Here is an 18852-nt window from a genome sequence, read left to right as displayed (position 1 = left end):
TGATTAGTGGAGGGGTAAAATGCAACTAGATATGGCGCAGCTAACGCAAAATGCAGAACAAGCTGAGGCGTTTTTAAAATTATTGGCAAACAAAAATCGGCTGATGATTTTATGCACGTTACAACAAGGTGAGTTGAGTGTTTCTCAATTGAACAGTCGAGTGCCTTTAGCGCAATCAGCCTTATCTCAGCATCTTGCGAGTTTACGAAAATCAGGGCTTGTTTCGACTCGTCGTGAAGCTCAAACAATCTATTATCGTGTTGATGATCCGCGGGTAGTGGCAATTTTATCGCAGCTTTATCAGATTTTTTGCCAAGGAAACTAGCGGTGGCGAAGTTTAATAATCCGTTTGATAAAGCGATAGCTAAGTCTCTGCAAGGTGGATTGCCGCTTTTAATCTTCATAGCTGCGTTGATTTTAGGAGCTTTGGCACTTAATTTCACAGCGCGTGAAGAAGAGCCACAAATTGTCGTCCCTATGCTGGATATTTTGGTTAAAGTTCCGAATGTCAGTGCCACTCAAGTTGAAAGACAAGTCACGATCCCGCTTGAAAAACTACTTGCGCAGATCCCTGGTGTTGAGCATGTTTACTCAAGCACATCGCAAGGGAGGGCTGCAGTCACTCTTAGGTTTTATGTCGGTGAGAATCGTGAAAATGCTATTTTAAATACTTACAATAAGCTCCATGCCAACCAAGACTCGATGCCTAGCATTGTCAGCAATTGGCAAGTCAAGCCGATTGAAGTGGATGATGTGCCTGTGATGATGCTTGGGCTGTGGAGTGATGCGCCACAGCTTTATAGTGATTTTGAATTGCGCCGCTTTGCAGATGAAATCGCGCTCGATTTACAAGCCATTGCCGATAGCAGTGAAGTCAACGTGGTTGGTGGACGAAAGCGTCAGGTGCAAGTGCAAATAGACACCACAGCTTTGGCTGCGCGCAATACCACGATGGCCGATATCCTCAATGCTCTGAGTGTCTCAAATCAATTAGCGCAGGTTGGTCAACAGGTCACAGGCACGCACTCTGTTGTGGTAGAAGCGGGTGATGTGCTGCGAACCGCTGAGCAGCTAGGTCAGCTAGTAGTCAATGTTATCAATGGGAAAGCGGTTTATCTTAATGAGTTGGCAACAATCATCGATGGCCCCGCTGAGCCTGCTCAGTATCAATGGTTAAGCTTCAACACCCATCATCAATCGCTTGCTCAATTTGACCAACAATACCCTATGGTGACGATTAGTGTTGCCAAGCAAGCAGGCAGTAATGCAGTTGCCTTGACTGAAACTGTTATTGCGCAAATGGCTGAGTTAAAGCGCACTTTTTTACCGCCCGAAGTGCAGTATCAGATTTTAAGAGATTATGGTCAAACAGCGGACGAGAAAGTCAATAATTTAGCCTCAAGCTTGGCATTTGCGGTTTTGACCGTGGTGATTTTTGTTGGCGTGTTCTTAGGTTGGCGCCCTGCGATAGTGGTTGGTTTAGCTGTGCCAATTTGTTACGGCATCACGCTATTTTTGGATATGGCGCTGGGATACACCATCAATCGAGTCACGCTGTTTGCATTGATTTTGTCACTTGGACTCTTGGTTGATGATCCAATTACGGGCATTGATAATATCTCGCGATTTTTAAACAAAAAAGGCGATAAGACGTCCAATATCGTTGCTGCGATGTCTGAAATTCGGGGGGCGTTGGTAATGTCGACGCTGACCATTATGTTGGCTTTTATTCCACTGGCTTATATCACCGGAATGATGGGGCCTTATATGGCACCCATGGCATTTAATGTTCCTGTTAGTGTGCTTGTTTCGACCTTAGTCGCTTTTTTAGTCACGCCGTGGTTAGCGGCTAAATTGCTTAAACCGGGCGAGGTGTTAAGCAACGATGAACAAGTGTCTGGTGGTGGCTTGTATGGTCGCTTGCTGATGCCGTTACTTGTAAATAAACGACGTGCAAAGCTCGGGCTCTGGTTAGTACTGGTTTTATTTATAGTGAGTGCGGCATTACCTATTTTTAGAGCGGTACCATTAAAATTATTACCATATGACAACAAAAATGAAGTGCAGGTGTTAATTGATTTGCCCGAATCTGCCACGTTAGAGCAAAGTGCAGCCTTGGCGCAAACAGTTGTTCAGCGCCTGAAAGCATTCCCTGAGGTGACAACGCTAGCAGCTTATGTTGGTGAGCCCTCACCGATTGATTTTAACGGAATGGTTAGGCGTTATTATCAACGCCAAGCCGCTCATTTAGCTGAGGTGCGGGTGTTGTTAGTTGATAAAAGCGAGCGTGAGCATCAATCTCATGCTGTAGTCTTGCGGATGCGTGCTTTACTGGCTGACCTAAATCAAAACGGAGTGGTGATTAAGGTGGTTGAAGTTCCGCCCGGCCCACCTGTACTGAGCACGCTGGTAGCAGAAATATATGCAGATCCATTTGTTGGAGCTGATTTACACCGTCAAGCTGCTCAGCAAGTCATGGCCCGATTCAAACGTGAGCCACATGTTGTCGAAGTGGACTCAACATTAACGGCAGAGCAAGCTATTTACCGCTTTGTCACTGATCAAGAAAAAGCCGCGTTATCTGGGGTGTCAAAGCAAGATATCAAGCAAACCTTGCAGTTGGCCAGTGGTGGAGTAACTGGCGGAATTATTTATGTACCTACCGAGAGCGAACCCTTAACAATCAATCTTCAATTGCCTTATAGCGAACGCAATCAACTGGCCACCTTATTGAGTTTGCAAGTAAAAGGCCGTGCGGGCATGAGTTATACGCAGCAAGGGCTTGGCTTAGAAACAGCTCCTCAGCCGCTTGTTGCGTTATCAGAACTTGGGCAGTTTGAAGTGTATCAAAGTGAGCAAGTGATTATGCGCAAAGATCTTAAAAAAGTGATTTATGTAATGGCTGAACTCAACGGACGCACCCCCGCAGAAGTAATTAGCGACCTCAGTCATGATTTAGTCACTGCACCACCTTTGCAATCAGAGTCAGTTAATCTTGACTGGCAAAATCGGCATTACCTCAATGCTGGCGCGAATGATTGGTGGCAATTGCCCAAAGGTACACATTTGAGTTTTAGTGGGGAAGGTGAATGGCGGATCACGATTCGTGTTTTTCGTGATATGGGGATTGCGTTTGCATTTGCGCTGACGGCTATTTTTATTTTGCTTAGGTTACAGACTCAGTCGGTGGCATTGTCGTTGATTATTATGTCGGCTATTCCATTGACTATTATCGGTATCATGCCTGGTTTTTGGTTGATGAATCAATTTGGCGATCGGGTCATAGTGGGCGCCCCAGAGCCGGTATTATTTACCGCAACGGCGATGATCGGCATGATTGCTTTGGCGGGAATTGTGGTGCGTAATTCATTAATTCTAGTTGAGTTTATTTCTTTGGCGCGTAATCAAGGTATGGCGATTAAAGAAGCCCTTGTGCAAGCTGGAGCGGTCAGAATTAGGCCTGTTTTACTCACTGCTGGCACAACTTTATTGGGTAATTTAGTGATCACACTGGACCCTGTATTTAGTGGGCTCGCTTTGGCGATTATTTTTGGCATTATTGCGTCTACATTATTTTCATTATTTGTTGTGCCTTTGGTGTATTTTTTAGTTTTTGACTCATCGGTCAATCACGTTGTGAAGGAGTGAGAGTGTGACAGTTTCAGTAAACAAAAAGTGGTTGATGCCACTCATTGCAATAGCTGGCTTGTTGGTGATGATTGCAGCGATGGCCGGACTGTTTAACCATAAAATAACCCCTGAGGTGTTGCTACCTAAAACAGAATTTTCAGGAGACACCTACTCGGTTACCTTTCAGCCAGTTGCTGAATCAGAAAATGTCCCCGCGACCATTATTGCTCAGCAAAATACACTAGTATCGAGTCGTATTTTAGCGCCCATCAGTGACTTAAAAGTGAGAGCGGGGCAAATAGTTCGCCAAGGTGATATGTTAATGACCTTGGATGATAACGAGTTACAAACGCAAGTGGCGCAAGCTCAAGCTCAGTTAGCAGTGGTGAATACACAATTAACACAAGCTCACTTGCAGTTAACCCGAGCGATGAAGTTACAAGCTGAAGGGCTCATTGCTGTTAACGATTTAGATGAAGCGCGAACAGATTTTGAACAATTAAGTGCCAGTAAAACACGTGCTGAACAAGGATTGGCGCAAGCGAAAGTGATGTTGTCTTATAGCCAAATAGTGTCACCGATTGATGGGAAAGTAGTCGACAGAATGGCCGAGCCGGGTGACATGGTAAGCCCTGGGCAAGTGTTATTATCTATTTATAACCCGGCCTCAATGCAAATTGAAGCTTCTGTTCGTGAGCAAAAAGCGGTGCAGTTGGGCATTGGCCAAACGTTAGATGTTGAGGTTGCATCAATAGGATTGATGACAACAGCGACGATTGCCGAAATTGTGCCTGTTGCTGATAGCAGCGCACGTAGCTTTTTAGTCAAGTTAGATATTAGTCAAGATAGGCGATTAATGCCGGGCATGTATAGCAAAGTTAAGTTGCCCGCGCAGCGTGAACAGCAGTTAGTCATCCCTTCGTCATTAGTGATCCCATATGGGCAATTAGAAATGGTTCAGGTAGTTAATAACGGTTTGTTAGAGCGCCGTTATATTCGTACTGGGCAATCTGTCGATAATCAACATGTTGTGGTTATTTCTGGCTTGGCTGTAGGGGATTTAATTGCACGCCAGTAAAAGTAGCAAGTAATCAATACTGATGTGTTGATTACTTGTATATACAGCTTTTTACGTTGATTTTTATAAAAAAGTAGCGATTTCCGCGATGTCTTTTTTGACCAAAGCATGTTCTGGCACTGTGGCGTCAGCTGCTGGGTAGCCTGCAATTAACAGCATATAAGGGCGCTCATTATCACGGTCACGACCACAAATATCACTTAAAAAGCTCATCGGTTTAGGTGTATGTGTCAATGTTACTAGACCAGCATGATGCAGTGCTTGAATTAAAAATCCTGTAGCAATACCTACGCTCTCATGGACATAATAATTGGTATTTTTATCTTCGGCGTGAATGCCGCCTTTCTTTTGGCTGAAAATAGCAATCAACCACGGCGCGTGCTCTAGGTAAGGTTTGTTGGCATCTGTGCCTAATGGTTTGAGTGCATCCAGCCATTCTTCGCCGGCTCGGCCTTCATAAAAAGAACGCTCTAAATCTTCAGCTGCTTGGCGGATTTTCTGTTTCACATCTTGGCTATTAATTGCCACAAAATGCCAAGGTTGATGATTGGCACCACTTGGCGCAGTGCCTGCCGCTTTTATACATGCTTCGATGACTTCTTTTGGTACTGCTCTGTCGGAAAATGAACGAATAGAATGGCGACGTTGGCTGTTAGCGAGAAAGTCATTCGCTCGTGTTTGCATTTCGTTTACTGGGTATTCGATAAAGTCGTTCAGTGGCACATTTTGGTGATCTTTCATTGGCTTTTCGCTTCTAATTTGTATTGAGTTTAGCCGTTTTATACCGAGCTTAATCAGCACACGCAAGTATTAAATCTAGATGAATAACTCTAAACAAGGCGCTCAATAGAGTGAATTTTGAGCGGTGTTCACTTTCTATTCAGATGATTTTTATATGCTATCAACATCAATGAAACGGGAGTGACTCGAATGATAAATATCAATTCAATGACAACTAATTTGCCAATGATTGGTTCATCAACACCTAGTCAGCTGACACAGCCTGTCAATAATAAGGCGATGGCATCGAGTGAGACGGTTAATATTTCGTCGCAAGCTCGAATGAACCTTCGGGCTGATGATATTATGCACCCGATGGAGCCCAATCAGCCTAGTCTGCCTAATCAAGGTGAAAAGTTGGCGCAATTTGTTGAGGTCAAAAAATCTATCGCGACTTATCAAGCGGTGAGTAATCTTAACAATGGCAAATTATCATTAACTGAAGCGTATATCCTCAAAAATAATGAAGATGTTCGCCAAGCTTTTGTCGCTAAAGAGCATAAAGCACACCAACAAAGCTTGATCGCAGTATATAAAAGTGGGCATGAAAGCACGTTGAATCTCTATGCGTAGCTGTAAGAATCATATTCGTATTATGTTCATCTTTATATATTAAAAGTGCATGTTTTTCTGAATATTACATGTGCTTTTTTATATCCCTCTTATCATTCTCTTCCTTATTATTCCCCTAAGAGTCGCTTTGTACCATTCATCATTTTTATTTACCGTTAATCACCTTCCCTTAGTGTTAGCTATAAAATCGTTTTAACCTCTAGAGTGAAATATGCTCAATCAAATTTACAATAATAAAACTATGAGGCTGAAATTATGTTAAAAATTGAAGGTTTATCAAAAACCTATGATAACGGTGTTAAAGCACTGAATAATGTGAATTTAAATATTCCAAAAGGAATGTTTGGGCTGTTAGGTCCAAATGGTGCGGGCAAGTCATCGCTGATGCGTACTATTTCGACGTTGCAGCAAGCCGATGAAGGGAAAATTGATTTTGCAGGCGTTGATGTATTGAACGACCCACAGGCATTACGCCAGCGCTTAGGTTATTTACCGCAAGACTTTGGTGTGTATCCACGCATTAGTGCTTATGAGCTACTTGACCATATGGCGATCCTTAAGGGCCTTCATAATGCAGCCCAGAGAAAAGAAGCCGTAGAAGGGTTGCTAGCCCATACCAATTTATATCAGCATCGAAAAAATGCAGTGAGTGGTTTTTCTGGAGGAATGCGCCAGCGTTTTGGGATTGCTCAAGCTCTATTAGGAGATCCTGATTTATTAATTGTTGATGAACCAACCGCAGGACTCGACCCTGAAGAGCGCAATCGTTTTCATAATTTGCTGGTAAGCTTGGGCGAAGAAAAAGTCATTATTCTATCTACACATATTGTTGAGGATGTGTCTGAGCTTTGTCCTAATATGGCGGTTTTAGCTTCGGGACAAATTATTCTGGAAGGGAACCCGATTTTATTGACTGATAAGTTACAAGGTCAGATTTGGCGCAAAACGGTGTCTCAGCAAGAAGTGCAAGAAATTGAAGCAGCGATGCCGGTGATTTCAAAGCGTTTATTTGCAGGTAAAACGATTATCCATGTAATGGCCGAAGATGCGCCATCGGGCTTTGAAAAAGCACCCGCCAACTTAGAAGACGTCTATTTTTCAACGCTTCATAAGCACCGTAGTGCGGCTTAAGGGAGCGGATTATGTTAACTAAAATGTTTATGTTTGAATGGCGTTACTTTGTGCGTCAGCCTTCATTTTATGTCACTAGTTTGATTTTTTTCTTTCTGACTTTTTTTGCTACGGTCAGTGAGAATGTACAAATAGGTGGCGGCGGAAACGTTCTCTATAACGGCCCTTTTTCAATCGCACAAACCTTAGTCATTATGGGATTGTTTGCGATGTTTTTGGTGGTCAACTTTGTGGCCAGCACTGCAACTCGCAACGATACCTCTAAAATGTCAGAGCTGCTTTATAGCAAGCCAATTAATCCAACCACCTATCAACTTGGTCGCTTTTTAGGCTCATTTGCTGTGGTATTGACCGTATTTAGTTTTGTGCCTTTAGGAATTTTAATGGGCACCTTAATTGGCGGTGTCACAGGCTGGGTTGATGTAGAGCGCTTAGGTGAGACACATTTAAGCTATTACCTGACGGCTTTCTTTTACTTATCATTACCGACATTGTTTGTTTTATCGTGCTTTTTTTATGCGGTAGCGATTCGCTTTCGTTCAATGATGGCTGTGTATCTTTCCGCTGTCGGTTTATTCATTCTGTATACGATATCAGGGCAGTTTTTATCAGAGCCAGAATATCGTGCTATCGCAGCGCTTGCAGATCCATTTGCATTTAATACCTTAGGGGAGATCACCCGTTATTGGACCATGTTTGATAAAAACAATACGGTGATTGAAATGTCAGGTGTTTTACTTGAAAACCGCTTGCTTTGGATTGTCGTAGGCGTGGTGATTATGGCGTTATTTGGTGGGTTTAGAAACTTAGAGCGCTTACCAAAACAGAAAAAAGCCAAAAAAGTGAAAACTGTGCAAACAGATTTTACCCACTTGCTTGGTAATAATCTAAAGCATCGTAGTCAAGGCGAAAATACTTTCAGCCAGTTGTTACACCGCACTCGTTTTGAAGTGAGACAAGTTGTATTTAGTGCGCCATTTCTGATTCTTGGTGCGCTAACAGTCTTTTTATTAGTTGCCCCTTTAGTTGACCCGACAGGCATGTTTGGTACGCCAAACTGGCCATTAACACAAATGATGGTAGAACATATTGCTGGCTCAACAGGCATGTTGATGCTGATAGTGCTGGCGTACTACAGTGCTGAAATAGTTTGGCGTGAACGCAGCTCTGGGATGGGCGATATTATTGATTCTATGCCAGTAAAAAATATCACATTTTGGTTATCAAAATTAGTGGCAATTTGCTTGGTGATGGTGCTGTTATATGTATTTGGCATGCTGGTAACGGTCAGTAACCAATTTATTCAAGGATATAGCAATATCGAACTCAGCCAATATGTGGCACGTTTAGGTTATGTCTATTTACTCCCATTATTTATGACAGCTGTATTGGCGTTTTTCTTACAGATTATCAGCCCAAATAAATACGTCGGCATGATGTTATTTGTCTTATACATCATTAGCACAATTGTGCTGAGTAATTTTGGTTTTAGTCATAATATGTTCCATTTTGGTCAGGCACCGACAGTCTTATATTCTGATATTAATGGCTTTGGTACTTATTTAACGGCTCATTCTTGGTATTTATTGTACTGGGGAGCGTTTACGGTGATTTTAGGCGTACTTGGTTATGCGCTATGGCATCGAGGTCCATCACAACCATTGAAAGTACGCTTTAGTCAGCTAGGGTACCAATTAGCTTTACCGGGTAAGTTAGCAGTTGCTGCAAGTGTCGCTGTATTTATTGCTTCGGGAAGTTACATTCATTACAACACGCGGGTACTGAATGAGTTTATGGTGCAAGATGATCGTGAGCAACTGCAAGCCGATTATGAGAAAAAATATGTGCAATACAAAGATGCACAGATCCCAACAATTATTGCCACTAATGTAAATGTTGATATCTATCCGTATCAGCGTAAGTTATCTGCAGAGGCAAAAATCGTCGTTAAAAATACCTCAGAGCAAGTTATAGAGCGCTTTTTGGTGTCCCGCCCGAGTAGTAATACAATGCAATGGGATGTACAAATTGACGGCGGTAAACTCGTTGAGCATGATGAGCAATTTAACTTAGCATGGTTTGAGTTTGAACAGCCGTTATTACCCGGTGAGCAACGCCAAGGTTTGCTAATTTCCAAACGTGAAAATAACGGATTTGCCGATGCAGGAGAGGACGTTAAATTAGTCGAAAATGGCACATTTCTAAATAACTATGAGATTTTTCCTAATTTTGGTTACGTAAATAGTTATCAGCTGACTGATCGCCACAAGCGTCGTCAACATGATCTAGAGCCTCTACAGCGTGCTAATAAACTCGAAGACACAGCGTATTATAATGAAAGCTTCTTTGGTAAAGGAGTGGGGTTCATTGAGTTTGAAGCGACGGTTACTACAGCTGAAGATCAATTTGCCATAGCGCCGGGCTATTTGCAGTCAGAGACGGTTAAAGAGGGTCGCCGGACTTTCCATTATAAAATGGATGCGCCAATGGTGAACTTCTACTCTGTGATGTCAGCAAAATTAGAACGCAAACATGAACAATATCAGGGGATCGATATTGAAGTGTATTATCACAAAGACCACCATATGAATATTGATCGTATGATTGAGTCTGTACGTGATTCGATTGACTACTTTACATTGAACTTTGGCCCTTACCAGCATAAACAGATGCGTATTATTGAGTTTCCAGGTTATCAAACGTTTGCACAAAGCTTTGCTAATACAGTGCCTTACTCAGAAAAAATTGGCTTTATCACCGATTTACGCGACCCTGAAAATATTGACCCGGTTTATTACGTCACCGCACATGAAGTTGCTCACCAATGGTGGGGACATCAAGTCGGAGCCGCTAATGTCCAAGGCAGTGCGATTATTTCAGAAAGCTTGTCTCAGTACAGTGCATTGATGGTGATGGAAAAGAAATATGGCGAAGATAAAATTCGTAAATTCTTAAAATATGAGCTGGATCGTTATTTACGTGGCCGCACAGTGGAGTTTTTGGAAGAAATGCCATTGATGCGTAGCGAAAATCAGCAATATATCCATTACCGTAAAGGCTCAGTGGTGATGATGTCACTCAAAGATCGCTTAGGTGAAGCCCGCTTAAATAAAGCACTTCAAGGGTTTCTACAAGAATATAAATATCAGAGTGCGCCATACCCAACGACGGTCGACTTAGTTCGTTACATCAATCAAGATACGAATGAACAAGAACAGCAGTTTGTCAGCAATCTATTTGAACACATCACGTTATACGATCTTAAAACAACAGAAGTTGTGATCGCTGAGCAAGCGGATGAAAATGGGTATTATAATGTCGCAATGACTGTTGAGGCTAAGTTGCAGCGTGCTGATGGACAAGGTCAGGAAACAGAAGTGCCATTCAGTGATAGCATTGATATTGGTTTGTTTAGCGCCGATCCTGATGATTTAACAGCTGATAATCCAGTTTTGTATTTGAAAAAGCACGCAATCCAATCGGGTACTAATGTTATTGAATTAAAGGTGAAAGAAAAGCCACTTTACGCAGGTGTCGATCCGTTTATCAAACTGGTTGATCGTGATAGCGGCGATAACATTAAAAAGCTTTAAGCGAGAAAAATGCCGCTGAATGATCAGCGGCTTTTTTATGCGTTGTAAAAATGCTGGTTATCATGCAATTAAATTAAGCGTGATAAGGAGTGTATTGTAAACTGATGTTCTGGTTTTCAAATGAGAGTTAGTATGATGAATTTACATTGGGATAATGGTCAAAATATAGCGTTTAAAGCGGGTAAGGTGGTGTGTGTCGGGCGAAATTATGTCGAGCATGCTCAAGAACTTAATAATGAAATACCTACAGAACCACTCTTATTTATTAAGCCAAATAGTAGTTTAGTGTCGATGGAGAATAACGTTAAGTTGCCAAATCGTTTAGGTGCGCATCACTACGAGGCTGAGTTGGCGTTATTAATCGGGCAGACTATCACATCAGAGACAGAGATAAATCTACATCAACAGATTGCAGGTGTGGGTGTTGGGCTTGATTTAACCCTACGCGAGTTGCAATCACGCTTAAAGGAAAGTGGCCACCCATGGGAAAAAGCAAAGGCGTATGATAACAGCTGTATTATCAGCCCATTTGTTCCCGTTGCTCCAACAACACATTTCAACGAGCTTATGTTTTCGCTCAGTATCAATGATGCCATTCGCCAACAAGCAAGTTCATCGTTGATGGTCTTTTCAATCCCACTCTTGCTGAAGGAAATTAGCCAATATTTTACCTTACATCCAGGTGATATCGTGTTAACGGGAACTCCGAAAGGCGTCGGGCAGTTAATGTCAGGAGATCGACTTCAGGTCTTGTTGCAAGGGCAGCTTCTGGCTACTTGCGAGATCGATTTAATATAGAAGGGTGCTTTGCTACGCTATTGCCTTTTGGTTTAGCCAGCTACATCATAAAAGATCAATGTTTTCTTGTATATACATGTTAAATTTTTGTTTTTATTCAACACACTACAATTCACTAACACTTTCTTACTGTTGCATCGGTACGAAACGATTACACTGCGAGCAATCAACATTCGTGGGGTAAGTAAGATGAAAAAGCTGATGACAGCAAGTTTGTTTGTGGCGTTAGCTGGATGTTCGTCGGTGACGATACAGCCTGAGCGTATCGCTAAAATAACAGAAAAACCAACCCATCAAGAGAGTCGTCCTTTTTTCTTGTGGGGATTAGTCGGTGAGCAGCGTGTCGATGTGAAATCGGTTTGTGGAGCTGGTAAAGTGTTACAAATGCAATCGCAAGCCACTTTTGGTGATGGTGCTTTAAGCTTAATCACTCTTGGTATTTATTCGCCTCACACAGTGAAAGTATGGTGTGACAGTCAAAGCTCAGTAGTAATGGAGGCAAACAATGCAAACTAAAACGGTTTTGTTAGCTGCGTGTTTGAGTGTAGCAACTGGCTGCACCAGTATTCACTTTGATAATGGCACAGCACAAAGCAATCAAGCAGCCAAAGAGCAATGGCATCACAACTTCGCACTTGCATTATATGAAGGTTCAGAGCCGGTCAATTTAAAGGATAACTGTGATGGTGGGCAGTGGCAAAGTGTTGAAACTCAACTGTCTTTTATTAACGGTTTAGCAGGCAGTGCCGCGAACGTTATCGCACCTATTTGGTATCCTAAAACAGTTAAAACTAAATGTGCTGATACAATCGTACCTTTAGCGGTGGAATAACGTTTTTGTAAGTGACAAAAAAGGCTGCCTATTGTCAGGGGCTGTTGATCTTTCATGATTAAATTTTGTTCGAGATAAAAGCGTATTTATCGCGGCGAGTAGTGTGTAGCCTAGCATTCTAAGCAAATACTGCTCAACAAAGAGAAATACGCTTTTAGCCGAACCCTTCGGGCAGCGTTTGTTGGGTATTTCTACTGCGTTATCGCTTTTTCGTGTAGCTCGCTACACCACAAAAGCACTGCCTTGTATAAATACCCAACAATTCGCTGCAAAAATCATCACGAAAGATCAGCAGCCCCGAGGCTGCCTTTTCTTTAATTGTGTCTTTTACTCGTATCTCAGGGCGTCGATTGGGTTGAGGCGAGCAGCTTTAATCGCTGGTGCTAAACCAAACACAATTCCGATCATAGAAGTAAAGCCAAATGACAACATGATTGCCCAGCCGGGTATGTAGGCATCTGGCATACCAGGTAATATGGCCGAAATGGTTGCCGCCATGCCATAACCCAGTGCGAGTCCGATTAACCCACCAAACAATGACAATACCACCGCCTCAACTAAAAATTGCAGCATGATAAAACCAGGTGTCGCACCTAATGCTTTTAATGTACCAATAACACGAGTACGCTCGGTCACTGAAACAAGCATAATGTTCATGACGCCAATTCCACCTACTATCAAGCTGATCCCAACAATCCCAGCGGTGATTGCTGTGGCGCTTCCGGTAAACTTGTCGACATTCGCCCGCGCTTTTTCAGCGGTTTCAAATTCAAAATCGTTCTCTTGGCCGTCTTTAATTTTATGGCGCTGGCGTAAAATACGGGTTATTTGTGCCATTACTTGTTCTTCATTTGCTTCGGGCTGTAAGCGAAACATGATTTGCACATTACTGGCGCTGTTGGCACCTTCAAGAGCACTCATAGTGCTAATAGGAATATTGATGTAATCGTCTTGGTCGAATCCTAAAAAGCTCCCTTGGGTTTCTGACACACCAATGATGCGAAACCATTCACCACCGAGTTTAATATATTCACCAACAGGGTTTTTAGGCAAGTTCAGTTTATCGATCACTGATGCTCCGATAAACGCGACGCGGCGACGCTTTTCATCATCTTCAGCGCGAATAAAACGACCTTTATCTGGGTAAGTACGATAGGCTTTTTGATAATCTTGTTCAGTACCCATTACTCGGGTGTTATGGGTTTTATTGCCATATTGAGCTCCTCCCGAAAAGCGCCATGTAAACATGAGTGCTGTCATGGTCTCGGCTTCTTTTATTTTACTTTTCAGTACCAGAAAATCATCGTAGGTGAGCTTACTTTTCACACCGACCATTTCTTGTTCAACACTGGTATAGGGCTTAATTGAGGTGACATCAGGTGCCATATCAGCAAGTTGATCGTTAATTTGCTTGGTAAAGCCTTGCATAACAGCGACCACAGTTATAACGGCGGCCACACCGATAATAATGCCTAAACAGGTGAGTGCACTGCGCATGGCATTGGCCTTAATGGCCATAAGCGCAGCTTTTGTGCCTTCCATAATTGCAATCAGAGATTTAAACATTGAGTTTCTCCTCATGGTTATTGCGCGTATCTGCAACAACTTGCCCATCGACCAAGCGAATCACTCGTTGGCAATGGTCGGCAATTTCTTGCTCATGGGTGACTAAAATAATGGTGTGACCTTCTTGGTGCAATTCATCAAACAAGGCCATAATTTCTTTGGTGGTTTTGCTGTCTAAATTTCCTGTAGGTTCATCACCCAACAAAATATGTGGTTTGGTCACCAAGGCACGTGCAATCGCTACACGTTGGCGTTGTCCTCCAGACAGCTGACTCGATAAATGATTCACTTTATCCGCCAAACCAACTCGTTTGAGCGCTTCAAGGGCTTTTTCTTTACGCTCTTTGGCTGGAATAAAGCGATAAACGAGTGGTTGCATCACATTTTCTAAAGCCGATGCTCGAGGCAGTAAATTAAAACTTTGAAAAATAAAACCAACACTTTCATTGCGTTGATGTGCAAGCTCAGTTTCGGTCATGCTTTTGACTAGCTTATCTTTCAAAAAGTACTCGCCATTGGTCGGAATATCTAAGCAACCAATTAAGTTCATTAAGGTTGATTTGCCTGAACCTGAAGGGCCAATAATCGCTACATAGTCGTTCTCTGCAATTTCGATATTGATGCCATCGAGTGCTTTGAAGACTTGCTCACCCATGGTGTAGTGTTTTTCAATATTATGTAGTTTGATTACCGCAGCCATTATGCGGCATCCTTATTTTCATCTTTGTCATCGTTGGCCGACTTGCGTGTAATCACATCGCCTTCTTTGAGTTTGCTCACAGGGCGAGCTGGGCCTAACACGACTGTATCTTGTTCTGATACTCCGCTACTAATTGCCTGCTCAATATCAGATGAAATACCTAACTCGACAACTTTTTTACTCACGGTATTGTCTTTGTTAACAATCCAGACAAACTTTTCATCATCGTCTGATTGAATCGCTTCAATAGGGAGTTTTAGGATGTTTTCACCAATGCTAGATGCGATTTCTGCTCGACAGCTCATACCTGCATAAAGTTGGCGCTCAGTTGGGTCGAGTAATACTTTGACTCGAAATGATAATCCTTGTGAACCAGCTTGGTTTTTGGCTGAGGTACCAATGTTAATGACTTTACCTTTGAATGGTTTGTTTGGATATGCAGCGGCATAAATATCAGCAATCTGACCTATTTTAATGCTAGCAATATCCGTTTCATCTACACGAAGCTCTGCCAAAATGGCACTTGGATCAGCAACAAGCATTAAGTCAGAACCGATAATGTTTGTTGTGCCCGCTATCACGGTTTCGCCTTCTTTAATATTGACCGAAGCCAATAATCCACTCATAGGTGCACGAAATACACTTTTACTTAGGCGATCTTCTGCAATAGACAGTGACGCTTTGGCTTGGTTGAGTGACTCGTAACGGGCTTCGATATCAATTTTGGCCAAATCACGGGCACTTTGGATGTTTTCAAAAGTTTCTTGTTGCGCCAAACCCACATCATAGAGTTCTTTTTGACGTTTTAGCTGGCGTTCAAAGTTAATCAGGCGGGTTTTTGCGTGCTTTATTTCAATTTCACTGGCGCGAACAATCGCTTGAATACGTTCGACTTCAGATTCGAACGCTTGGGTATCGAGTTGCATTAAAATATCGTTTTCTTGTACGCTTTGACCTTCTTCGACAAACACTTTAGCGACTCGGCCAGTGACTTCAGAACGTAATTGCACTTGGGTGTTAAAGACTAAATTACCCGAAGCAAGAATAGAGTCTGCTATTTGACCTACTTTTGGGGATTGCACTTCGACCACGACTGCTTCTTTATTGCCTGTAATTTGTTTTGAGACAATTAAAGCGATAAATCCAGCAACGGCGAGGGTGATAATAATGGCTTTTTTCATAACAAACTCTTTTAAAAAAGCTGCACTTAAAGTGCAGCTATAATGGCCCAAATTACATAAATAACGACAGTTGGTAGTGCTGCAAAAACAATGGCTTTATTCATGCTGAAGTTAGTCCATGTTTTCAAACCAATTGCAGCGAGGGCAATGCTCCAAAAAGAGAAGATATTTAAGCTTTCAAGTAATGTTGCAAAAGGTTGTCCAGCTTCTAAACCAAATACCAGTTGATTAAGTGAAGCGTAACTCATCATTGTCAGTGGTAGTTGATCGGTTTGCGCGGTTGCAACCAAGGCGATTAGGCCGATTGCAGAAATACCTGCTGGCATTAATGTCCAAAGACTGAAGCTATACCAATCACCATATTTGTAGTCTGTTGTCATATCTTGCTTAGCTACAAAGGTATAATAACCGGCGATAATTGCATTCATAATAAGTAAACCAATCACACCGCCAATCATGGCAAACAGATATTGACTGTCTACAGTGCTTGCCATTTGGTTTCGCATCATTTTTTGTTCGCCAGTTGTTAAATCAGCGCCAGCTTGAGCGACTTGTTGCTCAATTAGAAAATTAGTATCTACATTGCTGTAGTAAGCGTACATTGAAGCCGCAATTAAGCCACAAACAAACACTAATGGTAATAAGAACCAGCCTTTACCTTCTTTTAAGCCCGCAAAAGCTTTGCTCGGAGCTATGAAGATATCGAGGCCAGCAGAAAATTGATTTGTAGATTGCATAATGTTTCCCTTGTTTTTTTTTGTAGCGGTAAATTAACATCTGATTACATTTACTGTAAAAAAAAATGATAAACGGTAAAATACCGTTGCGAACGGTTACCTTTTTTAAATTTGCTAACAATAGGAAATAACATGACATTTTTAGGCACCCCTTTTTCAGAGACAGCCAAGCGTGTTTTATTATGTGGAGGAGGTGAGTTAGGCAAGGAAGTGGTCATTGAGCTCAAACGTCTTGGGTGCGAAGTGATAGTACTGGATCGTTATGCAAATTCACCTGCTATGCAGGTAGCAGACCGCAGTCATGTTTTGTCTATGCTTGATGGTGACGCACTGCGTGCAATCATTGAGCGTGAAAAACCTGATTTAATTGTTCCTGAAATTGAAGCGATAGCCACAGATACTCTTGTTGCGCTTGAGGCTGAAGGGTTTACTGTGGTGCCTAGCGCCAAAGCGACACAATTGACCATGAACCGAGAAGGGATCCGTCGCTTAGCTGCAGAAACGTTATCGATCCCTACCTCCAAGTATCAATTTGTCGACAATGAAGCTGATTTTGCTGCTGCTATTACTCACATTGGCTTTCCTTGTGTGGTTAAACCTATTATGAGTTCTTCAGGTAAAGGACAAAGCGTGGTTAAAACGGTGAATGATGTCAGCTCAGCTTGGCAGTATGCCCAAGAAGGTGGGCGTGCTGGTAAAGGGAGAGTCATTGTCGAGGGGTTTGTAGATTTTGATTATGAAATTACCCTTTTAACGGTTCGTCATCGCGATGGCACCAGCTTTTGTCAACCAATTGGGCATGTCCAAGTGAATGGTGATTATCAACAAAGCTGGCAGCCTCAAGCGATGAGCGAAACCGCACTGCAAAAATCACAAGATATTGCGATGAAAGTGACCCAAGCGCTCGGTGGTTTTGGATTGTTTGGGGTGGAGCTATTTATTAAAGGTGATGATGTTTATTTCAGTGAAGTATCGCCACGGCCGCACGATACCGGAATGGTGACGCTGATTTCACAAGATTTGAGTGAGTTTGCTTTGCATGCTCGTGCTATTTTGGGGTTGCCGATCCCTAACATTCATTTTCATGGGCCTTCAGCGTCAAGTGTCATATTGGTCACTGGCGAGTCCTCAACTGTGCGCTTTGGTAATTTAGGTCAAGCACTAAGCTTACCAAATACAGACTTACGTTTATTTGGCAAACCTGATGTGCAAGGTACTCGTCGCATGGGGGTTGGCTTAGCACGTGCAGATAATGTGAATACTGCGATTGAAACAGCAAAATTTGTCTCTAGTTCGGTAGAGGTCTCGTTATGAAAAGTGCCACTGATTTAAACCTGATGGATGATTTAGTCTTGGGCTTTTGGCGCTTGCTAGCTTGGCAATTAACACCGCAGCAATGTTTGTCGTTTTTACATAAAAGTATCGAATTAGGTGTGACTTGGACCGATCATGCTGATATTTATGGTGGTCATCAATGTGAGGCGCAATTAGGTGAGGCCTTAAAACTTGAGCCGAGTGTGCGCGATAAAATCAAAATTATCACTAAATGTGGTATTCGACCTGCCAGCCAGTTCGAATTAAGAAAGGGACAAGTGAATCATTATGATTCATCAGCGTCGCATATTATTAATTGTGCACAGCAGTCATTACGTCATTTTCAAACAGATCGTCTTGATGTGTTATTGATCCACCGCCCTGATTATCTGATGTGTGCAGATGAAATGGCTGAAGCGTTTCAGCAACTAGCTAAAAATGGTGATGTGCTGCAATTTGGGGTTTCTAACTTTACCCCTTCGCAGGTTGAGCTATTACAGTCGCGCTTAGATTTTCCTTTAATTGCCAATCAAATTGAGTTTTCACCTTATGAAATGAAAGCACTTGATGATGGTTCGCTCGATCAATGCCAGCGTTTAAACATTAAACCTATGTGTTGGTCGCCTCTAGCTGGTGGGCGTTTGTTTAACGAGCAAACCGAAAAGGCTATTCGTTTGCGTGCGACGCTTACTCAAATCGCAGATGAATTAGGCGTGCAAGGAATAGATCAAGTTGTATATACATGGTTGTTAACACACCCTAGTCGCCCAGCCGTAGTCTTAGGAACAGGTAACATTGATCGAGTTGCGTCGGCTGTTGACTCTCGGCAATTATCGTTAACGAGAGAGCAGTGGTATCGTATTTGGCAAGCGTCAACAGGCCACAGTGTTCCTTAATGTAAAATCATTGATGTGATACGAGGTTGGATGCACATAACCG

Annotated in this window: 16 protein-coding genes; 11 read left to right on the top strand and 5 right to left on the bottom strand. The window is 42.5% G+C overall.

Features of this window, described 5'->3' with window-relative positions:
* Window positions 1-19: 19 nt before the first annotated feature.
* The 3 genes from PULV_RS00710 to PULV_RS00700 are packed head-to-tail and all read left to right on the top strand — an operon-like array spanning window position 20 to window position 4708.
* Window positions 20-325, top strand: a complete 306-nt coding sequence (locus PULV_RS00710; protein WP_086745943.1) for an ArsR/SmtB family transcription factor — start codon at window positions 20-22, stop codon at window positions 323-325.
* Window positions 326-327: 2 nt separating this feature from the next.
* Window positions 328-3648 carry an efflux RND transporter permease subunit gene (locus tag PULV_RS00705; RefSeq protein WP_193330612.1) on the top strand — a complete coding sequence of 1107 codons (3321 nt, stop codon included), beginning with the start codon at window positions 328-330 and terminating at the stop codon, window positions 3646-3648.
* Between the two features lie 4 nt (window positions 3649-3652).
* Window positions 3653-4708: an efflux RND transporter periplasmic adaptor subunit gene (locus PULV_RS00700; RefSeq protein WP_193330611.1), complete on the top strand. Its 1056-nt coding sequence runs from the start codon at window positions 3653-3655 to the stop codon at window positions 4706-4708.
* 63 nt (window positions 4709-4771) lie between these two features.
* On the opposite strand, the gene PULV_RS00695 is transcribed toward PULV_RS00700, so the two are convergent.
* Window positions 4772-5449: a nitroreductase family protein gene (locus PULV_RS00695; RefSeq protein ID WP_193330610.1), complete on the bottom strand. Its 678-nt coding sequence runs from the start codon at window positions 5447-5449 to the stop codon at window positions 4772-4774.
* 189 nt (window positions 5450-5638) lie between these two features.
* On the opposite strand from PULV_RS00695, the gene PULV_RS00690 reads away from it, so the two are divergent.
* The 6 genes from PULV_RS00690 to PULV_RS00665 all read left to right on the top strand — a co-directional run bounded on the left by PULV_RS00690 (window position 5639) and on the right by PULV_RS00665 (window position 12415).
* Entirely contained in the window at window positions 5639-6061 is a 423-nt protein-coding gene (locus PULV_RS00690) for a hypothetical protein (RefSeq protein ID WP_193330609.1), read from the top strand.
* A 255-nt stretch (window positions 6062-6316) separates the two neighbouring features.
* Window positions 6317-7192, top strand: coding sequence for an ABC transporter ATP-binding protein (locus PULV_RS00685; protein ID WP_086745948.1), 876 nt, complete (start codon window positions 6317-6319; stop codon window positions 7190-7192).
* Between the two features lie 11 nt (window positions 7193-7203).
* Window positions 7204-10785, top strand: coding sequence for an ABC transporter permease/M1 family aminopeptidase (locus PULV_RS00680; RefSeq protein ID WP_086745949.1), 3582 nt, complete (start codon window positions 7204-7206; stop codon window positions 10783-10785).
* A gap of 132 nt (window positions 10786-10917) precedes the next feature.
* A complete protein-coding gene (locus PULV_RS00675) occupies window positions 10918-11583 on the top strand; it encodes a fumarylacetoacetate hydrolase family protein (RefSeq protein WP_086745950.1) in 666 nt (221 codons plus the stop codon).
* A 189-nt stretch (window positions 11584-11772) separates the two neighbouring features.
* Window positions 11773-12099 (top strand): Bor family protein, encoded by a 327-nt coding sequence (locus PULV_RS00670; RefSeq protein ID WP_193330608.1) that lies wholly within the window; start codon window positions 11773-11775, stop codon window positions 12097-12099.
* On the top strand, window positions 12089-12415 hold the full coding sequence (locus PULV_RS00665; RefSeq protein ID WP_086745952.1) for a Bor/Iss family lipoprotein: 327 nt from the start codon (window positions 12089-12091) through the stop codon (window positions 12413-12415). Before PULV_RS00670 ends, PULV_RS00665 begins: the two co-directional genes overlap by 11 nt.
* Window positions 12416-12742: 327 nt before the next feature.
* Here PULV_RS00665 and PULV_RS00660 read toward each other — a convergent pair whose 3' ends face one another.
* The 4 genes from PULV_RS00660 to PULV_RS00645 are packed head-to-tail and all read right to left on the bottom strand — an operon-like array spanning window position 12743 to window position 16599.
* Window positions 12743-13981: an ABC transporter permease gene (locus tag PULV_RS00660; protein WP_193330607.1), complete on the bottom strand. Its 1239-nt coding sequence runs from the start codon at window positions 13979-13981 to the stop codon at window positions 12743-12745.
* Entirely contained in the window at window positions 13974-14681 is a 708-nt protein-coding gene (locus PULV_RS00655) for an ABC transporter ATP-binding protein (protein WP_193330606.1), read from the bottom strand. Before PULV_RS00655 ends, PULV_RS00660 begins: the two co-directional genes overlap by 8 nt.
* Window positions 14681-15862 (bottom strand): efflux RND transporter periplasmic adaptor subunit, encoded by a 1182-nt coding sequence (locus tag PULV_RS00650; protein WP_086745955.1) that lies wholly within the window; start codon window positions 15860-15862, stop codon window positions 14681-14683. The genes PULV_RS00655 and PULV_RS00650 overlap by 1 nt, the downstream gene beginning before the upstream one ends.
* Window positions 15863-15888: 26 nt before the next feature.
* Window positions 15889-16599, bottom strand: coding sequence for a YIP1 family protein (locus PULV_RS00645; protein WP_086745956.1), 711 nt, complete (start codon window positions 16597-16599; stop codon window positions 15889-15891).
* Window positions 16600-16731: 132 nt separating this feature from the next.
* Between PULV_RS00645 and purT the strand changes: the two genes are divergently transcribed.
* Both purT and PULV_RS00635 read left to right on the top strand, forming a co-directional pair.
* Window positions 16732-17913, top strand: coding sequence for a formate-dependent phosphoribosylglycinamide formyltransferase (purT, locus tag PULV_RS00640; protein WP_086745957.1), 1182 nt, complete (start codon window positions 16732-16734; stop codon window positions 17911-17913).
* On the top strand, window positions 17910-18809 hold the full coding sequence (locus PULV_RS00635) for an aldo/keto reductase (RefSeq protein WP_193330605.1): 900 nt from the start codon (window positions 17910-17912) through the stop codon (window positions 18807-18809). The genes purT and PULV_RS00635 overlap by 4 nt, the downstream gene beginning before the upstream one ends.
* The last annotated feature ends 43 nt before the right edge of the window (window positions 18810-18852 follow it).

Origin of the sequence: Pseudoalteromonas ulvae UL12 (genome assembly GCF_014925405.1) — a bacterium.
Classification (GTDB): Bacteria; Pseudomonadota; Gammaproteobacteria; order Enterobacterales; family Alteromonadaceae; genus Pseudoalteromonas; species Pseudoalteromonas ulvae.
Note: the sequence above shows the minus strand (reverse complement) of the source record. Positions and strands in the feature narration are given on the sequence as shown.